Below are 20,328 nucleotides of genomic sequence, written 5' to 3'. Positions count from 1 at the left end.
GACTATTCCGATGTATAATCACATAAAACATAATAGATGCGGTGGGGGAGATGAAAACATGGCAAAACAAAAGGTGTTGTCGATCAAGACGATAGTAGCGATTGGTATTGGTTCTGCTTTATTCGTTATATTGGGGAGATTCGGCTCGATTCCTTCGGGTATTCCAAACACTAACATCGAGACTACATACGCATTACTGGCATTGTTCTCTCTATTGTACGGCCCGTTTGCCGGATTATTTATAGGCCTGATCGGGCATACCCTGAAGGATACGATATCTTATGGATCGCCATGGTTCAGTTGGGTCATATCATCAGGAATTGTAGGGCTGGTTATTGGCTTGTTAGTAGCTAGAATCGCTATTCATGACGGGGAATTCGGACGGAAGGAAATAATACGCTTTAATCTGGCTCAGATTGCAGCGAATGCTGTAGCTTGGTTCCTTGTAGCCCCAGTGTTGGATATTCTGATCTATGCAGAACCCGCTAATAAAGTATTTACGCAAGGACTGACCGCAGGTGCATTAAATATAGCTTCGGTGGCAGTGATCGGATCTTTACTAGCCATTGCGTATGCTAAGACAAGAACGAAACAGGGCAGCTTGACTAGAGAAGCTTGAGTGGAATACATATCCAAGCTAAAAAGCCGGTGGAAATCACCGGCTTTTTTCTCTTCACATTAACCCAGAGGAAGGTCTCAGATGAAAAAAGTAATGATTGAATTTAAGGATTTCAGCTTTCAATATCGGGCGCAGCAGGAACCCACACTACAGGGGATTAACTTAACGATTGTTGAAGGGGAGAAGGTGCTTATCGTGGGACCCTCAGGTTCTGGGAAAAGTACACTGGCTCATTGCATTAATGGTCTCATCCCTTTTGCTTACAGAGGGGAAATATCAGGTTCATTACGGGTTATAGGCCAGGAGCAGAAGGATCTGAGTATCGCAGAGCTGTCCAATCAGGTAGGTACCGTATTGCAGGACCCGGATGGACAATTTGTAGGATTAACGGTTGGTGAGGATATCGCCTTCAGTTTAGAGAACCATGTGGTTCAACAGACAGAAATGAAGAGCAAAGTGGCGGCTGCCGCAAGAGCGGTGGATATCCACGAATTTCTGGCCTCTTCTCCTCAGGAGTTATCGGGTGGACAAAAGCAAAAAACGTCCTTGGCAGGTGTTCTGGTAGGTGATGTGGACATCCTGCTCTTTGATGAACCGCTGGCAAGCTTAGATCCTTATACAGGTACAAAAGCGATTGAGCTTATTGATCGAGTGCATAAAGAGACAGGTAAAACCGTTATTATGATCGAGCATCGTCTTGAAGAGGTGCTGCATCGGGCGGTGGATCGTATTATTGTGATCCATGAAGGACGTATTGCGGCGGATATGCCGGCTGCAGAACTGTTGAGCACAACGTTGCTTTCAGAAGTTGGCATTCGGGAACCTCTCTATTTAACGGCTTTGAAGTATGCCGGATGTTCGATTACAGCAAATATGAATCCGCAGCATGTGAACGATATAGAGTTGGAGGCGTGTTCTAATAAACTTAAGATCTGGTATGAGTGCAATCAGTCACGCCAGGATAAGCTGGAGAACCCACCCATCCTTGAGCTAAGAGATATTTCTTTTGGATACGAAAAAAATCAGCAGGTGCTGGATAAGCTCAATCTCTGTATTCATAAAGGAGAGATGGTCTGTATAGCGGGGCGAAATGGGGCTGGGAAATCTACAGTTTCTAAGCTTATTTGTGGCTTCTATAAGCCTTCTTCCGGATCGATACGGATGCATGGGCGTGATATTGCTCAGGACACGATTAAGGAGCGGGCAGAGCGGATTGGTTTTGTTATGCAAAATCCCAATCATATGATTTCTAAGACACTTTTATATGATGAGGTTGCTCTAGGACTAAGACTCCGAGGTTGCCCTGAGGAGCTCGTTCGTGAACGCGTCCATCAAGTCTTGAAGGTGTGCGGACTTTATGTTTTTCGCAGCTGGCCGATCTCGGCGCTCAGTTACGGCCAGAAGAAACGGGTCACGATTGCCTCCATTCTGGTACTGGAGCCGGAAGTGATCATTTTGGATGAACCGACTGCTGCTCAGGATTACAGGCATTATAACGAAATGATGGAGTTTCTCTTGACGCTGCGGGGGCAGGGGATGACGGTCATTATGATTACGCATGATATGCACTTGATGCTGGAATATGCCGATAGAGCTATAGTGTTAGCTGATGGCGTGAAGCTTGCGGATGATAGCCCTGAGCGAATATTAACGAATACTGATGTGGTGAAAAAAGCGAACTTGAAAGAAACCTCGCTTTTTGCCCTAGCTATAAAAGCTGGATTGAAACAACCGGAGGAGTTCGTTAGAAGGTTTATTGCGTATGATAGGAGGAGCCGAGGCGGATGAAGGCCAAAATGTTAACTTTTACGAAGCAGGATTCACCTATTCACCGTCTTACCGGCGCTACGAAGTTGATTTTATTTGTAGTGTGGTCTGTGACGGGGATGATTACATATGATACAAGATGTCTAATTGTGATGCTGTTATTTAGTTTGCTTGCCTTTAGAATTTCCAAAGTTCAATTTCAGGATTATGCTTTCGTATTATATTTTATCTTGATTTTCTTTTTGCTTAATCATATAGCTATCTTTATCTTTTCTCCTTTGGAGGGCGTACGTGTTTACGGGACACGTCATGATATTATGCATATTGCAGGCCGGTATACGGTAACTTGGGAGCAGCTATTTTATCAATTCAATATTGCCCTGAAATATGCGGTGGTCATTCCTATGGCATTATTATTTCTTCTAACGACCAATCCCAGTGAATTTGCAGCATCCTTAAATAGAGTTGGAGTGAACTATAAAATTGCATATTCTGTATCGCTGGCACTGCGGTACATTCCGGATATTCAACGAGATTATGAGAATATATCGTTTTCTGCTCAAGCAAGGGGAATAGATATTTCTAGAAAAGAAAAGCTGCCTAAGCGGCTAAAAAATATCATTTCGATTCTGATGCCCCTAATTCTGACTAGTATCGAGCGGATTGAAAATATCAGTACCGCTATGGAGCTGCGCGGCTTTGGCACTGAGACCAAACGAACTTGGTATAGCCGTCGCCCGTTCACGAGAGACGATTATTTTGCATTGGCTTTGTTTGCGCTGATTGGAATTTTCTCGACGGTGATCACTTTTTACGACGGTTCGCGGTTTTATAATATTTTCGATTGAAGTATAATAGTACAGTTGTGGAAAGCTGGGATTATAATAAACGGCACCTTTTTGTTAAGACTGAAGACGTTTCTCCAGTTTTGACCATATAGGCAGGTAGCATAATGGCAGTGCTAGAAGTGAGCAGACTACGTTGAAAATGGTCTGGGCGTGGGCGATTTGTGAAGCAGGGCCTCCACCAATCCATGCAGCACTTGCTTGTAGCAGCCCGATCATGGGCAAGAATAGTAGTGCACCACCTACATTAAGCGCAACATGGGACCAAGCGACGAAGACGCCGGATGGCGTGCCGCCGATGGAAGCGATGACTGCTGTAACACAGGTGCCCACGTTGGCGCCCAGCACTATGGCTATACCTAGCTCAGGCGGCATGGCACCCGAGGCGGCAATGCTCATAGCCATAGCTATGACAGCAGCGCTGCTATGGAGCATGGCTGTTAGGCACGCTCCAGCGGCGAGCCCCCATAAGGCACTAGTAGCGGCATGGTTTAGGAACCAGAGGAATAAGCCACTTTCCTGAAGTATTCCGCCGATAGACTGCATGACAGCGATGCCCCATAGGACGAGGGCGAAGCCTGATACAGCCAGACTGATAAATTGCAGCGGCGGGGATATTTTGTGGCAGAGCTCTGCCACTCGCGATGTAGGCGGCAGTTCGCCTGCAATAACTGCCGCTGCCCACAGACTGAGCGAGGCTGCCAGCAAGGGCGTGGCCATGGTATTGATCTGAAGTCCGATCAATTCTGTAGTTAATGTGGTGCCGATGTTGCTGCCCAAGATAATGCCAAGTGTGCGGGCATAGGTAAGCAGGCCGGCATTGACCATGCCGATAGTCAACACCGTTACAGCAGTACTGCTCTGGAGTAAGGCGGACAACAGGCTGCTGGCAATCATTCCTTTAATAGGGGTTGAGGTAGCTCTATTTAGGCTTGTAGTTAATAGAGGGCCTGCTAGCTTGGACAACGCCGTTTCCATCAGCTTCATGCCGGCTAGAAAGATAACAAGACCATATATGATAGGGAACAGCAAATCACTGAACATAGGGCATACTCCTTTGGACGAGGGTTGTACACCAATATATGAATGTATTGCATGGGACATGTATAAAAACATTTTTAGAAAAACAGGGAGTTGAAGTCATTGCCATCGGTTATTTTAGAACGCAATCGCAAAAAAAGACTGGAACAGGGCCATCCGTGGGTCTATGCAGGTGAAGTCGCATCGGTAGAAGGAAATCCGGAAGCGGGGGGATTAGTAGATGTCCTTAATCATCAGGGCCGATTTTTGGCCGTGGGATATTACAATCCAGCGTCACAGATTCGGGTAAGAATTGTATCGCAGGGACCCCTTGCGATCATGGATACAGCCTTTTTTGCAGAACGGTTTGCGAATTGTCTGCAACACAGAAACCGGTTCCTTCCGGGTGCGGATGCTTATCGCTTGGTTTATGGTGAAGCGGACTTTTTGCCGGGGCTTATTGTAGATCGATTCGGAGATATTTTGGTTGTGCAGCTGCTTACCCTCGGAATGGACAAGCGGCGTGCAGAAATCGTCGAAGCATTGGTGCAGGTTATGGCACCGCGCGGAATCTATGAGCGCAGTGATGTTAGTGTGCGCGAGCTTGAAGGTATGGAGCAGACAACGGGTGTGCTGTACGGGGAATGTCCAAGGCATGTAACCGTGAGCGAGAATGGCCTGAAGCTGGTCGTTGATATTGAAGAGGGCCAGAAGACAGGTTACTTCTTTGACCAACGTGAGAATAGAGCTTCCATTGCTCCGCTCATGAAAGGCTGGGGAGGACGAAGCGGCATTACGCTTCAGGAAATTGAAACTGAGGATGGTTCACTACAGACCTTACCAGTTAATAAGAGCGGCAAACATGTAACGTTCCCTTATTGGGACGGTGCGACAGTGCTGGAATGCTTCTCGCATACGGGCAGCTTCACGCTGCATGCCTGCAAGTATGGCGCGAAAAAAGTAACCTGCCTTGACGTTTCAGCACACGCCATTGAGAGTGCCAAAGTGAATGTGGAGCTGAACGGCTTTAGCGATCGTGTTGAATTCGTAGTGGATGATGCTTTTGCATATCTACGGAATCAGGTTAAAGGACTAGAGGAACGTTCTGAACGGGCGACAGTTGCCAGTGGAACAGAGACGGCAGCAGCTGCTACAAATCCTAAATCCGGAGGCAAAACAGCCAAAACCGACACATCCAAGCCGATGACGGCAGGTGGAGGAAGAACTTGGGATGTAGTCATCCTAGACCCTCCGGCGTTTGCCAAAACCAAAAGTGCAGTAGCTGGCGCTTGCCGTGGTTACAAGGATATCAATCTGCACGGGATGAAGCTGGTGAACGAAGGCGGCTATTTGGTTACCGCAAGCTGTTCTTACCATATGCAGCCAGATCTGTTCCTCGAAACGATTGCCGATGCTGCTAAAGATGCTGGCAAGGTGTTGAGACTTGTAGAATGGCGGGCCGCAGGCAAAGACCACCCACAAATACTTGGCGTTAACGAAGGACACTATCTGAAGTTTGCGATTTTTGAAGTGCGGAGTAAAAAATAAGCCTGAAGATCAAAAGGTCTACAGTGCCAAGTAACAAATAAGATAAAAGGGCTGGTCGTAGGGTGGCCGTGAGTCGGCTGTAAGGCAAGTAGTGGCCAACGGACTCAGATGACTCTATTTAGCGTAAACAGCCCATTAATGAATTCTTACGGACCCTAAAGGCGCTATTGCCCCAATAACACCCGTAATGCAGCACATTTTCGAAGAATAGCGTCAGTGGGGTCCGAAAAGTTGCCATAACAGCACTGAATCCACGAATAACGGCTCCTGGGTCCCTAAGTAATTAATGAAACAAGCCTAGCCGAAATGTTGAGTGTTAAATTCGGAATACTAAATAGTAAACAACGAATGATGCTTATTGAATTATGATATGCGGAATGCGGATTACAAAACGATCGGCGTAGAGTGCTAATGTTGAGTGCGGGGTGTTGAGTATTGAACGCTGGATGCTGAACGCCGAACGCTGAACAGTCTAACATTGACCCTATGCTCCGACATTGGCAGCTCCTATCTAACGTTGCACAACTGGCATTAAAAACAAACTAAACACTCTAAAAAGCAAGCCGCCAAAATCCGGAGGTTTGCTTTTTTTATTTGTACTCATAGCTGTTTATCCTTTGTAAAACATTAGAAAATACTAGCAAACACATGTTCCGATTAGTGTGGTTATGATATACTGAGGGGACGAGGAATCACTGAACTTTTTTAAATGGAGTGTAATCAATGGGTGGATATTTCACCCTGTATTCTATATATTTTCTCCGCTACGGAAGGAGTCTATCATTTATGCCGGTAACCTTTTTACTAGGCCGCTCGGGCAGTGGCAAGACAACAAAAATATGGGAATCTATCTCTTCTTCCTTAGAAAAGGAACCGCTTGGTGCGCCGATTATTATTCTTGTGCCAGAGCAAGGTTCTTTTGGAGCAGAACGGGGGCTTCTGACCGTAGGGAATGTGAAGGGAAGCCTTCGGGCGCAGACACTGAGTTTTTCGCGGCTTGCCTATCGTGTGAAGCAGGAAACTGGTGGCAGTGCAAGTCTGCCAATCAGTGAAGAAGGTAAGAAAATGTTAATTTACAAAATCATCAGTCGCCGCAAAGAGGAACTGAAATTATTCGGTGCCTCAGCAGACAGACCGGGTTTTGTGGAACGTCTGAACCAACTGCACACGGAGATGAAACGTTGCTGTTTGGGTTCCACTGATTTAGAGGAACAGCTGTCCGCTATGCGAGGATCTATTGCAAGAAGTCCTATTCTTGAGGGTAAGCTGGATGATTTGCAGCTGGTTTTTAGCGATTTAGAGAATGAAATGTCCCGTCTTTATATCGATGAAGAGGATCGTTTAGCAGAACTGGCTGAGCATATTCCAGATTCCTCTTACATTCGCGGGGCAGAGATTTGGGTAGATGGGTTCCATGGATTTACTCCGCAGGAATTCGTAGTGCTTCGAGAATTGATGCAGCAAGCTTCGAGGCTGACGGTTTCGCTTACAATTGATCGTCCTTACCCCTATGGAGATCAGTTGAATGAGCTTGAATTGTTTCACCCAACTGCGGTTACTTACATTAAACTGCGTGGAATTGCTGAAGAGCTGGGCATTGATGTATGGGACGAGCTGCTGGAGCCAACGGTTCTTCCGCGTTTTGAAGAAAGTCCAGTACTTGCTCACCTTGAACGGGGATATGATCGCCGGAAGGCTTGGATAGATGCGGATGAACTGGCAAGAGAGGCTATATCCATAGGCGCCGCAGTTTCGCACAGAGCAGAGGTTGAGGGAGCCCTGCGCGAAATGACTAGACTGGCGCGGGATGAAGGTGCAAAATATGGCGAAATGGCCGTATTGATGCGCAATATTGGCGATTACGAGCAGCTGGTTCAGCCGTTGTTCCAAGATTATGGAGTGCCATTTTTTCTGGACCAGAAGGTGAATGAGCTGCATCATCCGCTAGTGGAGTTTATACGTTCCGCATTGGATGTAGTGCGTCGTCGCTGGCGTTATGAGGATGTATTCCGTTGCGTAAAGACGGAGCTTCTGCTTCCGCTAGACGGTAGTATTACGCGTGAAGATATGGATGCTTTAGAAAACTATGTGCTGGCTTGTGGGATTCAGGGGTACCGCTGGACAGATGGCCGCTCCTGGAAAGGTATTCCTAGCTTGTCGCTGGAAGGCGGCAGACAGATGGATGATGAACTGCTTGCTACTATGGAACGATGCCGTGCTAGTATAACAGGTCCATTATTTGCTTTTGAGAAAAGAATCCAGAAAAGTCGTAGCGGTCTTGAACTTTGTACGGCATTGTACAAGCTGCTTGAAGAGACGGATGTTGCGCGAAAGCTGGAGAAACTCAGTGTTAAGTCTATGGAGAAGGGCCAACCCGAGAAGGCTAGGGAACATAGCCAGTTGTGGGGTGCGGTACTTGATCTTCTAGATCAGATAGTAGAAATGATGGGCAATGAAAGACTTGAGTTTGAAGTGTTCACTGGAGTTCTAGAGACAGGTCTTGCTGAACTTAAAATGGGACTAGTTCCGCCCGCACTGGATCAAGTATTGGTCGGCAATATGGATCGGACTCGCCCAACGGGGGTTAAATACGCTTTTTTGCTTGGATTTAATGAAGGTGTTGTGCCTGCGCAGTTTAAGGAAGATGGAATTCTCTCGGAAGGTGAACGCTCCGTACTAGAGAATGCTGGAATGGAGCTTGCTCCCGGCGCTTCTCGTAAACTGCTGGACGAGCGGTTTCTGATCTATAATGCACTAACGACAGGAAGCCGAAAGCTCTGGATTAGCTACGCTACAGCGGATGATGAGGGCAAAGCTCTCCTTCCCTCTGAGGTTATCCGGCATTTGCATAGAATGTTCCCAAGGGTTCAAGAGCACAGCTTGTCAGCACTTCCCCCTTCGGGACTACCTATAGAAGTCGGAAATCCTATCCATCTCGGTTTCATTGGTCAACCAGAACAGAGTCTTCGCGCATTGATTATGCAGCTGCGGCAGTGGCGCCAAGGAACAGAAATTCCGGAGCTATGGTGGGATGTGTATAACTGGTTTACTAAGAACGAAGATCGTAAATTTCAACTGGAACGTTTGCTAAGTTCACTGTTCTATCGTAATGAGGGAACGAAGCTAAAGCGTGGCACAAGCCTCAGATTGTATGGTGGCTCAACACTGCGGGGCAGTGTGTCCCGGATGGAGAAATTTGTTGCGTGCTCATTTTCCCATTTTGCGTCCTACGGACTAAGACTGAAAGAGCGCCAGTTATATAAGCTGCAAGCACCTGATATTGGACAGCTGTTCCATGCTGCGTTAAGTGATATGGCGATAAGACTGAAACAAGAGGGACGGGGCTGGGGCAGCTTATCTCCGGATGAATGTCGGCGTGAGGCCAGTGAGACAGTAGAACGGCTATCTCCGATGTTGCAGGGTGAAATTCTAATGAGCTCCAAACGTTACGGGTACATCTCCCGTAAGCTTAAGAATATTGTTGGACGTGCTTCTGTGATTCTGGGCGAGCACGCCCGCCGGGGCAGCTTTGAGCCAGTAGGGCTGGAGCTGGATTTTGGACCGGATAAGGAGTTGCCGCCTTTAAGAATTACGCTGCCGAATGGCTGTGTGATGGAGGTCGTTGGCCGGATTGACCGTGTAGACATGGCTCGTGGAGAGAACGGTATTCTTCTGCGGGTAATTGATTATAAATCGAGCCAAAAGGATCTCAAGCTGCATGAGGTGTATTATGGATTGTCGCTGCAAATGCTGACTTATTTGGATGTGCTGCTGACATATTCGGAGCAATGGCTGGGGCAGCCGGCACTTCCAGCAGGCACGCTTTATTTCCATGTGCATGATCCGTTGTTAACCTCATCCAACGGGATGAACAAGGAACAGGCTGAGCAAGAGCTGTTGAAACGCTTCAAGATGAAAGGACTGCTTACAGCTGATCGTGAGGTTGTCTCCCTGATGGATACCACTTTAGACAAAGGGTATTCTTCTATCGTGCCTGTAGCAGTAAAAGCTGACGGCAGCTTTTATAGCAGTGCCTCAGTAGCTACACCAGAGCAGTGGAGCCATCTATTATCCTCCGTTAGAGGGACGATCTCGGATATCGGGACACGGATTACAGAGGGTGATGTGGCGATTGAGCCGTACCGAATTGGGCAGGAGACCGCCTGCACATTCTGTTCCTTTAGACCTGTCTGCCAGTTCGATGAAGCTGTGGAAGGCAACAGCTATAACAATCTGGGTAAGCCAGGGAAGGATGTTATATGGGATCTGCTGTCCCGCAAAGGAGGAACTACACCTTGAGTATGAAGGCTGAAATAGAAGCGAAACCGGAAGGAAGTATATGGAGTGATGACCAGTGGCGCGCCATTGCGGAGAGCGGTGATGACATCCTCGTTGCTGCGGCAGCAGGTTCCGGCAAGACGGCGGTGCTGGTAGAACGGATTATTCGAAAGATCAGTAAGGAAGAGAACGGCTTCAGTGTAGACAGGCTACTAGTAGCCACGTTTACCAAAGCTGCGGCTGCCGAAATGCGGCAGCGGATCAGGGAAGCCCTTGATCGGGAGCTGGAGGAGAACGGGGAGAACGACCATTTGCGCCGTCAGCTATCCCTGCTGGGCAAAGCTTCGATTACAACGTTGCACTCCTTCTGTCTGGAAGTGATCCGGCGTTATTATCAAATGATTCCGATTGATCCGGGTTTCCGCATATTAAATGAGCATGAAGCGGAGATGATGCGGCAGGAGCTGCTTGAAGAGTTGCTGGAGGAAAAGTACGGTGAGGTAGGTGCGGATGGCGAGGATAGCATATTTGTGCAGCTCGCTGATTGGTTCAGTGGTGAACGCAGTGATGATGCAGTGCATGCGCTCATACAGCGATTGCATGATTACGCCCGCAGCCATCCTTGGCCAGCGCAATGGCTCCGTGATACTGCAGCTGATTTCTCATTGCCAGACACCGAAAGTCTGGGTGGAACGCCATGGGTGCTGAGCATTCTTGAAGAAGCGAAGCTGACACTTGCGGGTGCAGCCAGTCAGCTGATGCAAGGCCGGGAGATTGCACTACAACCGGGTGGTCCGGCACCCTATGCTGAGAATTTAACCACTGATCTTGAGATGGTAAATGCACTGCAGGATGCCGTTAACGAACGACCTTGGGCAGAATTATATGATATTTTTATGGAAGTATATTTTGGAAAATTAAAGGCTTGTAAGAAGGATTCGACAGATCCTGGACTGCAGGAGATGGTGAAGGAACTGCGCGACAGTGTGAAGAAGAGTATTTTAGATCTTCAGAAAGCATTGTTTGGCCGTCCGCCTGAGGTTTTTTTGAAAGAGCTGAACGAAGCGGCTCCACTGATGGCAGAGCTTGCAGAGACAGTGATAGCATTCGGTGAACGTTATAGAATTGAAAAAGCAGGAAGAGGTCTAGTCGACTTCAGTGATTTGGAGCATTATTGTCTGCAAATTCTACGCCATCCGGACTCTACGCCCGGTCATTCCCTGCCTTCTGATGCAGCTATGGAATACCGTGCTCAATTCGATGAGGTTCTGCTGGATGAGTATCAGGATACGAATAGTGTGCAAGAGGAGATTGTGCGGCTAATATCCCGTGAAACACCCGGTAACCGGTTTATGGTCGGAGATATGAAGCAAAGTATCTATCGATTCCGTCTGGCGGAGCCGGGGCTATTCCTGGATAAATACCGCAGCTTTGGCTCACACCCAATCGATGATCCATCTGAAATTACTAATGAATCGTCTAGCGGTTCGGTTATCGATCTGGCCCGTAATTTTCGCAGTCGCATGGAGGTTGTGAATGCCGTTAATATGATCTTCCGGCAGATTATGAATGAGACGGTAGCGGAGATTAATTATGACGAACGCGCTGAGCTTGTTTACGGAGCGAATTTCCCAGGTGCAGCAGAGAAGGGTCCTGATACCTTTTTTGCACCGGAGTTATTATTGATAGATCGTGGTTCAACAGCAGGGAAGTCAGAAGAGACTTCTGAAGACGGTGAGGCGCCACTTCAGGAGAGTGAAGCCATTGAGAGCGAGACGGCGCAGCTGGAAGCACGGGCAATTGCCCGGCGTATTTCACAAATGACGGGGATGACCGGTGGATCGCCGCTGCTTATCTACGATAAAGGACTCAAGATTATGCGCCCGGTTATTTACGGTGATATCGTAATCCTGCTTCGCTCGGCAAGAATCTGGACCCCTCTAATCATCGAAGAGCTTCGGATGGAAGGAATCCCTGCTTATGGTGATCTGAATAAAGGTTATTTTGAAGCTACAGAAGTGGAAATTGCACTCTCCCTCTTAAAAATAGTTGATAATCCTCAGCAGGACATTCCGCTGGCTGGCGTACTTCGTTCACCTGTGGTCGGATTAACGGAAGAAGAATTGGCTACGGTGCGTATGTGTAGTCAGGGTCCTTATTTTCAAGCAGTACAGATGGCGGTGGATATGCAAGATGCAAAAGAGGCTGAAGAAGAGTATGACCTCTTCTCGGCTCATGTGATTGAATCCGCAAGCACCGTCGAGAATAATGTTTTACCTGATAAAGATCTGCCGCAGATCAGTCCAGAACTGAAGCGCAAGCTTAGACATTTCCTAGAACAGCTGGAAAGCTGGAGAAATGCGGCTAGACAAGGTAGTCTCAGTGAGCTGATCTGGCGTATCTATGGGGAGAGCGGCTATCTGGAATGGGTTGGAGGACTGCCTGGAGGCTCGCAGCGCCAGAACAATCTTAAAGCTTTGTATGATCGGGCTGTGCAATTTGAGAATGACACCGCAGCGCGTGGATTGTTCCGTTTTCTGGTGTTCATTTCACGGCTTCGTGAGAACGGCGGAGATCTGGGTGTAGCTGGCGGTGGCGGTGAAGAAGGCAATGGCGTCAGAATCATGACCATCCATAAATCCAAAGGGCTGGAGTTCCCTGTTGTTTTTGTAGCCGGGATGGCAAAACAGTTCAATCGACAAGATTTGCATTCGCCATTTCTTATGCACAAAGAGCTTGGCTTTGGGCCGCGTTTTGTGGAACGGGAAACGCGAGTTAGCTACCCAACACTTCCTTATCTGGCTATTAACCGGCGTACACGGCTTGAATTATTAGCGGAGGAGATGCGTGTATTATATGTAGCGTTAACTCGTCCGAGAGATAAAATGATTCTAGTAGGCACTGTAAGAGATTTGCCGCGCAAAATCGCTAGCTGGAGCAGCGTACAGAACCGGGATGAGCTGCTGCTTGCAGATCATCTGCTGGCCCGAGGGCGCAGCTATTTGGACTGGGTTGGACCGGCATTGATCCGGCACCCTGCGGCGGCGATTCTTCGTAAGCTGGGCGGTTCAGAAGGTACCGTCTCCACGGTGCTGCACAACGATGTCTCCAACTGGAGCATCAGTGTGCAAAATGCTTCCGAACTTAATTCTGGGGCGTTCCTGCCAACGGATCAGACTGAAGAGAAGGTAGAGGAACGGCAAGCTGTACTCGAAGCACTGCATAAGGGTGAAGCTGTAAATATATATGAAACAGAGACTAGCGATGAAATTGCTAGAAGACTGGAATGGAATTATCCGTATGCGGCAGCCTCAGGTATTCCGGCTAAAACTTCTGTTACGGAGTTAAAAGCGTTGTTGTCGTTGCAGGAGCAGCCCTCTTTTGATCTGCTGGAAGAAGGCAATTCTACAACCTCAATAGAAACCGATAAACGTCCAAGTGTTGCAGGTGCGGACAGTCTTCATTTGCGGCGTCCAAAATTTATGGAAAAACGCAGTCTAACCCCAGCGGAACGCGGGACAGCATACCATACAGTCATGCAGCATATTCCGCTGGAGGGTTCAGTTGATCCTAGGGTTGTGGAAGAAACCTTAGCCCGACTTCAGAGAGTGGCTATTCTAACTGCTGAGCAGGTGGAGGCTGTAGCTCCCGATCAGATAGAAGCTTTTTATACTAATGAACTGGGACGTAGATTAATAGCTTCTTCTTGGAAGCTTAGAGAAATGCCGTTCAGTTATATGGTTCCCGCAGGTGAGGCTTATCGAGGGCTCGATTATATGAATGAAGCCGTCTCGGAGCTTTCCCCTGAGAACAATAAGGAAGGCTTTAGTGAGGCTGTACTGATTCAAGGGGTCATTGACTGCCTGTTCCGTGAAGAGGACCGGATTATTCTGCTAGACTATAAGACGGACTCTGTATTAGAACATCAGGGCGGCTTAGAGGCACTTAAGGAAAAATATCGTTTTCAGCTAGAGTTATACAGCAAGGCATTACATGATATTTTGGGAGAACCGATCAGCGAGATTTGGCTGTACTTTTTTGACGGCGATCATGCTGTGAAATTATAAATTATTCATTGCCGCATAGGAGCGGGGAAAGAGGACGAAGATGCGGATATTGCATACGGGGGATTGGCACTTGGGCCGTACGCTGGAGGGAAGAAGCCGCCAGAAGGAGCAAGAGCAGTTCATAGATGAATTGGTGGAGATCGCCGATTTTCATAAGGCGGATTTGATTATGATGGCGGGAGATGTGTACGATTCCGTTAATCCGCCAGCGGCTTCGGAGCAATTATTCTATGAGGCTGCTGCCAGGCTGACTTCAGGGGGCAGGCCCCTTGTGGTGATTGCCGGCAATCATGACCAACCGGAGCGCGTATCTTCAGTCTCCCCGCTTGTATTAAGGCAGGGGATTACCTTGGTAGGACTTCCAACCTCAGAGCCAGTGACAGTTCATGCTGCGCGGACAGGTGAGATTGCCAAAATCGCAGCCCTTCCCTATCCCTCTGAGGCACGTCTCGGTGAGTTGCTTGCTGGGGACAGCGGGGAAGAGGAGCTTCGACTAGCTTACAGCGCACGGGTAGGCAAACTTATGCAACTGTTGGGACGGGAATTTACGCCACAAACCGTGAATTTGGCGATGAGCCATATTTATGTGCTTGGAGGTGTAGAGAGTGATTCGGAACGCCCAATTCAGGTGGGCGGGGCTTACACTGTAGACCCTTCTGCTTTATCCTGTGGAGCGCAATATACTGCACTAGGCCATCTTCATCGCGCTCAGCGTGTAAAAGGGGAAGGGATGATCCGTTATAGCGGATCCCCGCTGGCATATAGCTTTTCGGAAGCAGGACAAGCCAAGTCGGTGACGCTGATTGATGTTGCGCCGGGCGGTGAGCCGACCTTCGAAGAAATCTATCTTCGCTGTGGGCGTCCACTTGTAAGATGGAGCTCTACGGGGGGATTGCAAGAGGTATATAACTGGTTGGATGAAGGTAGAGATGCTTCCGCTTTTATAGATTTGGAGATTCGGCTCAGTGAAGCTATGTCGATGAATGATATTCAGCGCCTGCGTAAATCACGTGAGGGGATCATTCATATTCGTCCGATTTATCCGCAAATGGAGCTGGAGCTCGAACAAATTTCCCGTTCACGTATGCCTGTACAAGAATTGTTCCGTAAATTCTATCAGCGCCAGACGGGCGGGGCGGAGCCGGAGGATCGTTTGATTGAGCTGTTCTTACAGCTAACCGAAGAAGAACGGCAGCAGCCGGAGGAAGGAGAGGAGAACTAAGGTGAAGCCTATTTTATTAAAAGTGGCAGGATTGCAGAGTTATAGAGAAATGCAGGAAATAGATTTTGAAAGTCTGTGTGAGACCGGGCTGTTTGGGATTTTTGGACCTACGGGCAGCGGCAAATCCAGTTTGCTGGATGCTATTACTTTGGCGATGTATGGCAAAGTGGAGCGCGCCGTTAATGGAACACAGGGGATTATGAATCACTCTGAGGATTCACTCAGCGTGGCGTTTACCTTTGAGCTCACTTCTTCCGCTGGGGCACATCGTTATCGCGTTGAACGTAAGTTCAAGCGGACAGGTGAGCAAACAGTCAGTAACACCATTAGCCGTTTCATTGAAGTTACACCTGACGGGGATAACGTTATGGCGGATAAACTCGCAGATGTTACACGTTGTGTGGAAGAGCATATTGGGCTCAAAATGGATGACTTCACGCGAGCAGTTGTATTGCCGCAGGGGAAATTCGCCGAATTCTTATCGCTTCGGGGCGTAGACCGCCGACAAATGCTGCAGCGCCTGTTCCATTTGGAACAGTATGGCGATCAGCTTGCGTTGAAGCTTAGCCGACGGGTGAAGGAGAATGAGGCTGCGCTCCGCGCACTCGAAGCGGAGCAGCAGGGGCTTGGCAGCGCAGGCAAAGAGGATGTAAAGGCAGCGGCGGAGCGCCTCGAACAAGCAGCCCAGCATGCTGCGGAATGCCGCCGCAAGCTGGAGGCGGCGCTGCAGGTCGCGGAGCGTTTCACGCGCATTCGCGAGCTGCAAGAGGAACGGACCCGCCGCGAATTGCAGCGGCAGGGACTGCTCTCCAAGGAGGAGGAGATTCTCCTCCTTGAACGGAAGCTCGGCCAAGCTGACGAGGCCGAGGCTAGGCTTCCCGCGCTGAAAGCATGGCGAAGCGCGGAAGACGCCTTCAAGAGCCGATTGACCCGCGCGGAGGGCCAAGAGGTGCTGGCCGCCGCTGCCGAGCAGGAGGCGGCGCATGCCGCTGCGGCCGCAGCTGCCGCGCAGGCCGCGCTTGCGGCGGAAGAGCCGGCCCTCCGGCAGGGGGCCGACACCTACCGCCGCGCGCTCGAGCTCGAGTCCGAGCTCGGCGCCCTGCGGCGCGAACTCGCGGCTCTGCACGAGCGCCGCGAAGAGGCCTCCCGCAAGCTGACGCAGCTGCGGGAGGGCATGGCCCGGGAGCGTGAGCTTTTGGCCAAGGGCCAAAAGCGCCAGCAAGAGCTGCAGCAGAGCTTGCAGCCGCTCGGTGTCCGCTCCCAGGAGCGGCAGTCTCTGCAAGAAGCGATGCAGAGACTGCAAGGGCTGCACTCCGCCGAATCCCAGTGGGATTCGGCGGAGAAGGAGCGCCGCGAGCGTGCCACTACACTCGCGGCTGCGCAGGCGCGCCTCGCGGAGGCCGAGGGCCGTCGCGGGCAGCAGGAAGCTTCTCGCGGGCAGCTGATCCGCGAGGCGGCGCTGCATCAAGAGAAGCTGCTGGCGACAGAAGAAGCTGCGTGCACCGCAGCAGAAAGTCTGGAGCAACATATCAGTTCTTTGGAAGCAGCCCTCAAGGGGCATGAGTTGCACAGACTCTCGCTTGGATTGGCTAAAGAATTGGAAGCAGGACAACCTTGCCCTGTATGTGGCAGCGAAAACCACCCGGCCCCTGCTGTATTGCAGGATAACGTAGAGCAACAGGAACTGGAGTTAAAACTTCAACAGGCGCGTGTGTTGTCCAGACGTGCTTTGGAAGCACGCCATATGTTCCGTGGTCTGCGGGAGCAGGACCTGGTTTGGCTGGAGCAGGTGTTTGGTGATGGAGCTTTTGATACGGTAAATCATCCTGCAGCGGCAGGCTCAGAAGTCAGCACTACTGAGGTTTCCTCTACCGATATGTCCATTCCAGATGAAAAGGCTTTGGCAGAACTTGATGCTGCATTTTTAGCATTAAAAAGCCAGTCTGGAGAACTGCGCCGTTCAGCGATACAGTGGCAGCAATCGATGCAGGAAGTTCAGCAGCTATGCCTCAAAGAAGCAGCGGGTGCCGAAGGTGAGCGAAGCTGGGTAGAAGGCCTAACCGCCAAAGCCGAGGAACTGAGTGGCCAACTAACCGCTTTGCGGCAGAACTGGGTACAGCAGTTCCCTGATTTGGCACCGGAAGAGGTAGAAAAAGCTTATCGTGAGCTGTTAGCCAAGGATGCTCAAGCTGAGGAAATTAGATCCCGACTGGAAATCAGTGTCAAGTTTCTGGATGAGAAAAGCGCTTCGGTGCAGAATCTTCAGGAGACCATCACCGGACTCGATAAAGAGCTTACTCAGTGGAATACACAGATGGAAGGCAAAGAAGAATTGCAGCGTGAAAAAGAACGGCGTCTTTTAGAGTGGACTAATGGCCGCGCTGCTGCCCCTCTTCTAGCAGAGTGTGAGCGTCGTCTGCAGGAATTGTTAGCAGCTGTGGAGACCAGCCAACGATTACATCTCACGGCAGCGGAAAAAGCGCAGCATGAGATCAAGGAGGCAGCGATTACCCGCCAGGCTGCAGAATCTGCTCGAGAGCATTATGTGACTTCAAGCCATCTGTGGGAGCAAAGCTTAACCTCTTCACCTTTTAGTTCCGCCGCTGAGGTTGAAGGAGCAGCTCTCGCACCTGAAGAGCGGGAAATTTCTTCTTCTCGGGTACATGCCCATCGTGCGGAAGAAGCTGAAGTCTCATTGCAGCTGCGCAATATTGAAGAGAAGCTTGACGGAGCCAGCTTAAGTGATGAGGAGTGGCAAGTTAGCCAGGAGAGCTTAAGCGTGTGTAAGTCAGAGGATGAAATGTCGCTGCAAGCAAGAGCGCGCGCAGAGCGAGATCTGGAGGATCTGCGGCATCGGCATATTCGCTGGATGGAGCTCGAAGCCCAGCGGCTAGAACATGCTTCTCTACAGGATCATTTGTCCAAATTGCAGACGGTTTTACGTGGAAATGCTTTTGTTGAGTATATTGCGGAGGAACAATTGATGCAGGTATGCCAGTCTGCTTCCCAGCGGCTTCGTTTCCTGAGCAAACAGCGTTATGCGCTGGAGGTTGATTCGGGTGGTGGCTTTGTAATCCGTGATGATGGAAACGGTGGTGTAAGAAGACCGGTCTCCACGCTTTCCGGCGGAGAGACGTTCTTAACTTCCTTGTCACTTGCACTTGCACTTTCGGCACAGATTCAGCTGCGGGGACAGTATCCATTGCAATTTTTCTTTTTGGACGAAGGCTTTGGTACGCTGGATCCGGAATTGCTCGATACGGTAATTACCTCACTGGAAAGACTGCATAACGACCAACTGTCTGTCGGCATTATCAGCCATGTTCCAGAGCTTCGGGCACGACTGCCACGCAAGCTGGTAGTAGTACCTGCTGAACAGGGTGGAGGGGGATCTCGGATCCTTTTGGAAAAAATGTGAAGATCTATAATGTGTGTGATTCTTATCACAGATACAGTATCAACGCGCTGTTATAATACAGCTAAGCCGACATTACTTTAGAAACACCTCGGCGGACGTATGGCAGGGAATGAACTCCTTTTCATACGTCCGCCGCCGAATCAGCTTTATAAGCTGTGAAGGGTGTTTCTCTTTTTTTTGTCTTTTTTAGGCCTAACGGTGTTGATATATTTATTTAATGGTTCATTCTGTAACAGATACAGTTTAGGGCAGATTATGCTGAGTTTGCTTGCTGCTTTCGTATTTGATGATTATCCTGTATGATTATCTTATGATGAAGTGGAATTTCACCAATTTTTAGGAGGCAAGCACTCTATGGAGACCGTGTTTAGCAAAATTATTGAGGGTACTATTCCTTCCAAAAAAGTATTTGAGAATGAACGTATTCTTGCATTTTACGACATCGAGCCGGCTGCACCGGTACATGTGTTGATCATTCCCAAGAAGTTCATTGCTTCAATGAATGATGTTACACCTGAGGATCTTCCGCTAATTGCTGAAATCCACAGTGTAGCCCAACAGATCGCCAAAGACCTTGAAATTGCTGAGTCTGGTTATCGTTTAATCAATAATTGCGGACCTGATAGTGGACAAGCTGTGCCTCATCTTCATTATCACCTGCTGGGTGGAGCCAAGCTGGGTGCGCTCACTGGAAACTCAGCTTCGCACGCATAGCATAATCATTTAATGTTGAAGAACTTGCCAGAAAAAAGAATAGCACGAAGGTTGACACGTTATTTCCGTTTGACCTATAATGGAGTTTGATAAACCGTGTTATGCTCTTGGACGGTATGGTCGGAGGGAGGGGAAACCTGTGTCTGAAACGAAAGTTCGCAAAAACGAGACAATTGATGCTGCACTTCGTCGCTTTAAACGTTCCATCGCAAAAGATGGTGTCTTGGCTGAGGTGAAGAAACGCAAACATTACGAAAAGCCGAGCGTTAAGAAAAAGCTGAAGTCTGAGGCTGCTCGTAAGAGAAAGTTTTAGGAGGATTACCCACGCATGAATCTTAGCGAGAGATTGAACGAAGATATGAAGCAAGCGATGAAGAGTAAGGACAAGTTCACGCTCTCCACGATTCGAATGGTTCGTTCTACAATAAAGTATCTTGAAATAGATCTGAAGAGAACATTGGACGACAACGAAGTGCTTGATATCCTTAGTCGTGAAATCAAACAGCGCAAAGATGCCCTCCAAGAATTTGAATCAGCGGGTCGCGACGAGCTTGCCGCGAGTACAAAAGCAGAAATCGAGATTATTATTAAATATCTTCCCGAGCAACTTTCCGAAGAAGAAATTAAAGTAATTGTACAGCAGACCATCCAGGAAACCGGTGCTTCTTCGAAGAGCGAAATGGGGAAGGTCATGAGCGCACTGATGCCTAAGGTCAAAGGTCGCGCTGATGGTAAACTCGTGAACCAGGCGGTTCTGCAATTTCTGCAATAATATAGCACTAGCACCCCTTGCAAAAGGGGTGCTTTTCTATGTTATGAAACGTAAATCC

At 49.0% G+C, this 20,328-nt stretch carries 12 protein-coding genes; 11 read left to right on the top strand and 1 reads right to left on the bottom strand.

What is annotated here, in order from left to right:
• The first annotated feature begins 58 nt into the window (after positions 1-58).
• From MHI51_RS23710 to MHI51_RS23700, 3 genes are all read left to right on the top strand, one after another.
• Entirely contained in the window at positions 59-619 is a 561-nt protein-coding gene (locus MHI51_RS23710; RefSeq protein ID WP_076128974.1) for an ECF-type riboflavin transporter substrate-binding protein, read from the top strand.
• Positions 620-700: 81 nt separating this feature from the next.
• On the top strand, positions 701-2,407 hold the full coding sequence (locus tag MHI51_RS23705; RefSeq protein ID WP_405173300.1) for an ABC transporter ATP-binding protein: 1,707 nt from the start codon (positions 701-703) through the stop codon (positions 2,405-2,407).
• A complete protein-coding gene (locus MHI51_RS23700) occupies positions 2,404-3,234 on the top strand; it encodes an energy-coupling factor transporter transmembrane protein EcfT (protein ID WP_076128979.1) in 831 nt (276 codons plus the stop codon). Before MHI51_RS23705 ends, MHI51_RS23700 begins: the two co-directional genes overlap by 4 nt.
• Before the next feature lie 54 nt (positions 3,235-3,288).
• On the opposite strand, the gene MHI51_RS23695 is transcribed toward MHI51_RS23700, so the two are convergent.
• Positions 3,289-4,275 (bottom strand): Na/Pi cotransporter family protein, encoded by a 987-nt coding sequence (locus MHI51_RS23695; protein ID WP_076218327.1) that lies wholly within the window; start codon positions 4,273-4,275, stop codon positions 3,289-3,291.
• 99 nt (positions 4,276-4,374) lie between these two features.
• On the opposite strand from MHI51_RS23695, the gene MHI51_RS23690 reads away from it, so the two are divergent.
• The 8 genes from MHI51_RS23690 to MHI51_RS23655 all read left to right on the top strand — a co-directional run bounded on the left by MHI51_RS23690 (position 4,375) and on the right by MHI51_RS23655 (position 20,270).
• The gene (locus MHI51_RS23690; RefSeq protein WP_076276742.1) at positions 4,375-5,799 is read left to right on the top strand and encodes a class I SAM-dependent rRNA methyltransferase; all 1,425 of its coding nucleotides are present in this window, start codon (positions 4,375-4,377) and stop codon (positions 5,797-5,799) included.
• Positions 5,800-6,585: 786 nt separating this feature from the next.
• A complete protein-coding gene (addB, locus tag MHI51_RS23685; protein ID WP_405173299.1) occupies positions 6,586-10,098 on the top strand; it encodes a helicase-exonuclease AddAB subunit AddB in 3,513 nt (1,170 codons plus the stop codon).
• Positions 10,099-10,100: 2 nt separating this feature from the next.
• The gene (gene addA / locus MHI51_RS23680) at positions 10,101-14,144 is read left to right on the top strand and encodes a helicase-exonuclease AddAB subunit AddA (protein ID WP_341004307.1); all 4,044 of its coding nucleotides are present in this window, start codon (positions 10,101-10,103) and stop codon (positions 14,142-14,144) included.
• Between the two features lie 40 nt (positions 14,145-14,184).
• Positions 14,185-15,366: an exonuclease SbcCD subunit D gene (locus tag MHI51_RS23675; RefSeq protein WP_076218330.1), complete on the top strand. Its 1,182-nt coding sequence runs from the start codon at positions 14,185-14,187 to the stop codon at positions 15,364-15,366.
• A gap of 1 nt (position 15,367) precedes the next feature.
• Positions 15,368-18,784 carry an AAA family ATPase gene (locus MHI51_RS23670; RefSeq protein ID WP_405173298.1) on the top strand — a complete coding sequence of 1,139 codons (3,417 nt, stop codon included), beginning with the start codon at positions 15,368-15,370 and terminating at the stop codon, positions 18,782-18,784.
• Between the two features lie 354 nt (positions 18,785-19,138).
• Positions 19,139-19,498 (top strand): histidine triad nucleotide-binding protein, encoded by a 360-nt coding sequence (locus MHI51_RS23665; RefSeq protein WP_076218332.1) that lies wholly within the window; start codon positions 19,139-19,141, stop codon positions 19,496-19,498.
• Between the two features lie 139 nt (positions 19,499-19,637).
• Positions 19,638-19,811 (top strand): 30S ribosomal protein S21, encoded by a 174-nt coding sequence (gene rpsU / locus MHI51_RS23660; protein WP_036657994.1) that lies wholly within the window; start codon positions 19,638-19,640, stop codon positions 19,809-19,811.
• Positions 19,812-19,826: 15 nt separating this feature from the next.
• Positions 19,827-20,270 (top strand): GatB/YqeY domain-containing protein, encoded by a 444-nt coding sequence (locus MHI51_RS23655; RefSeq protein ID WP_036683862.1) that lies wholly within the window; start codon positions 19,827-19,829, stop codon positions 20,268-20,270.
• The last annotated feature ends 58 nt before the right edge of the window (positions 20,271-20,328 follow it).

Source organism: Paenibacillus sp. FSL H8-0260, assembly GCF_045040625.1.
GTDB classification, from domain to species: domain Bacteria; phylum Bacillota; class Bacilli; order Paenibacillales; family Paenibacillaceae; genus Paenibacillus_AQ; species Paenibacillus_AQ odorifer.
The sequence above is the reverse complement of the archived record's forward strand: the minus strand, read 5'-3'. Positions and strand labels throughout refer to the sequence as shown.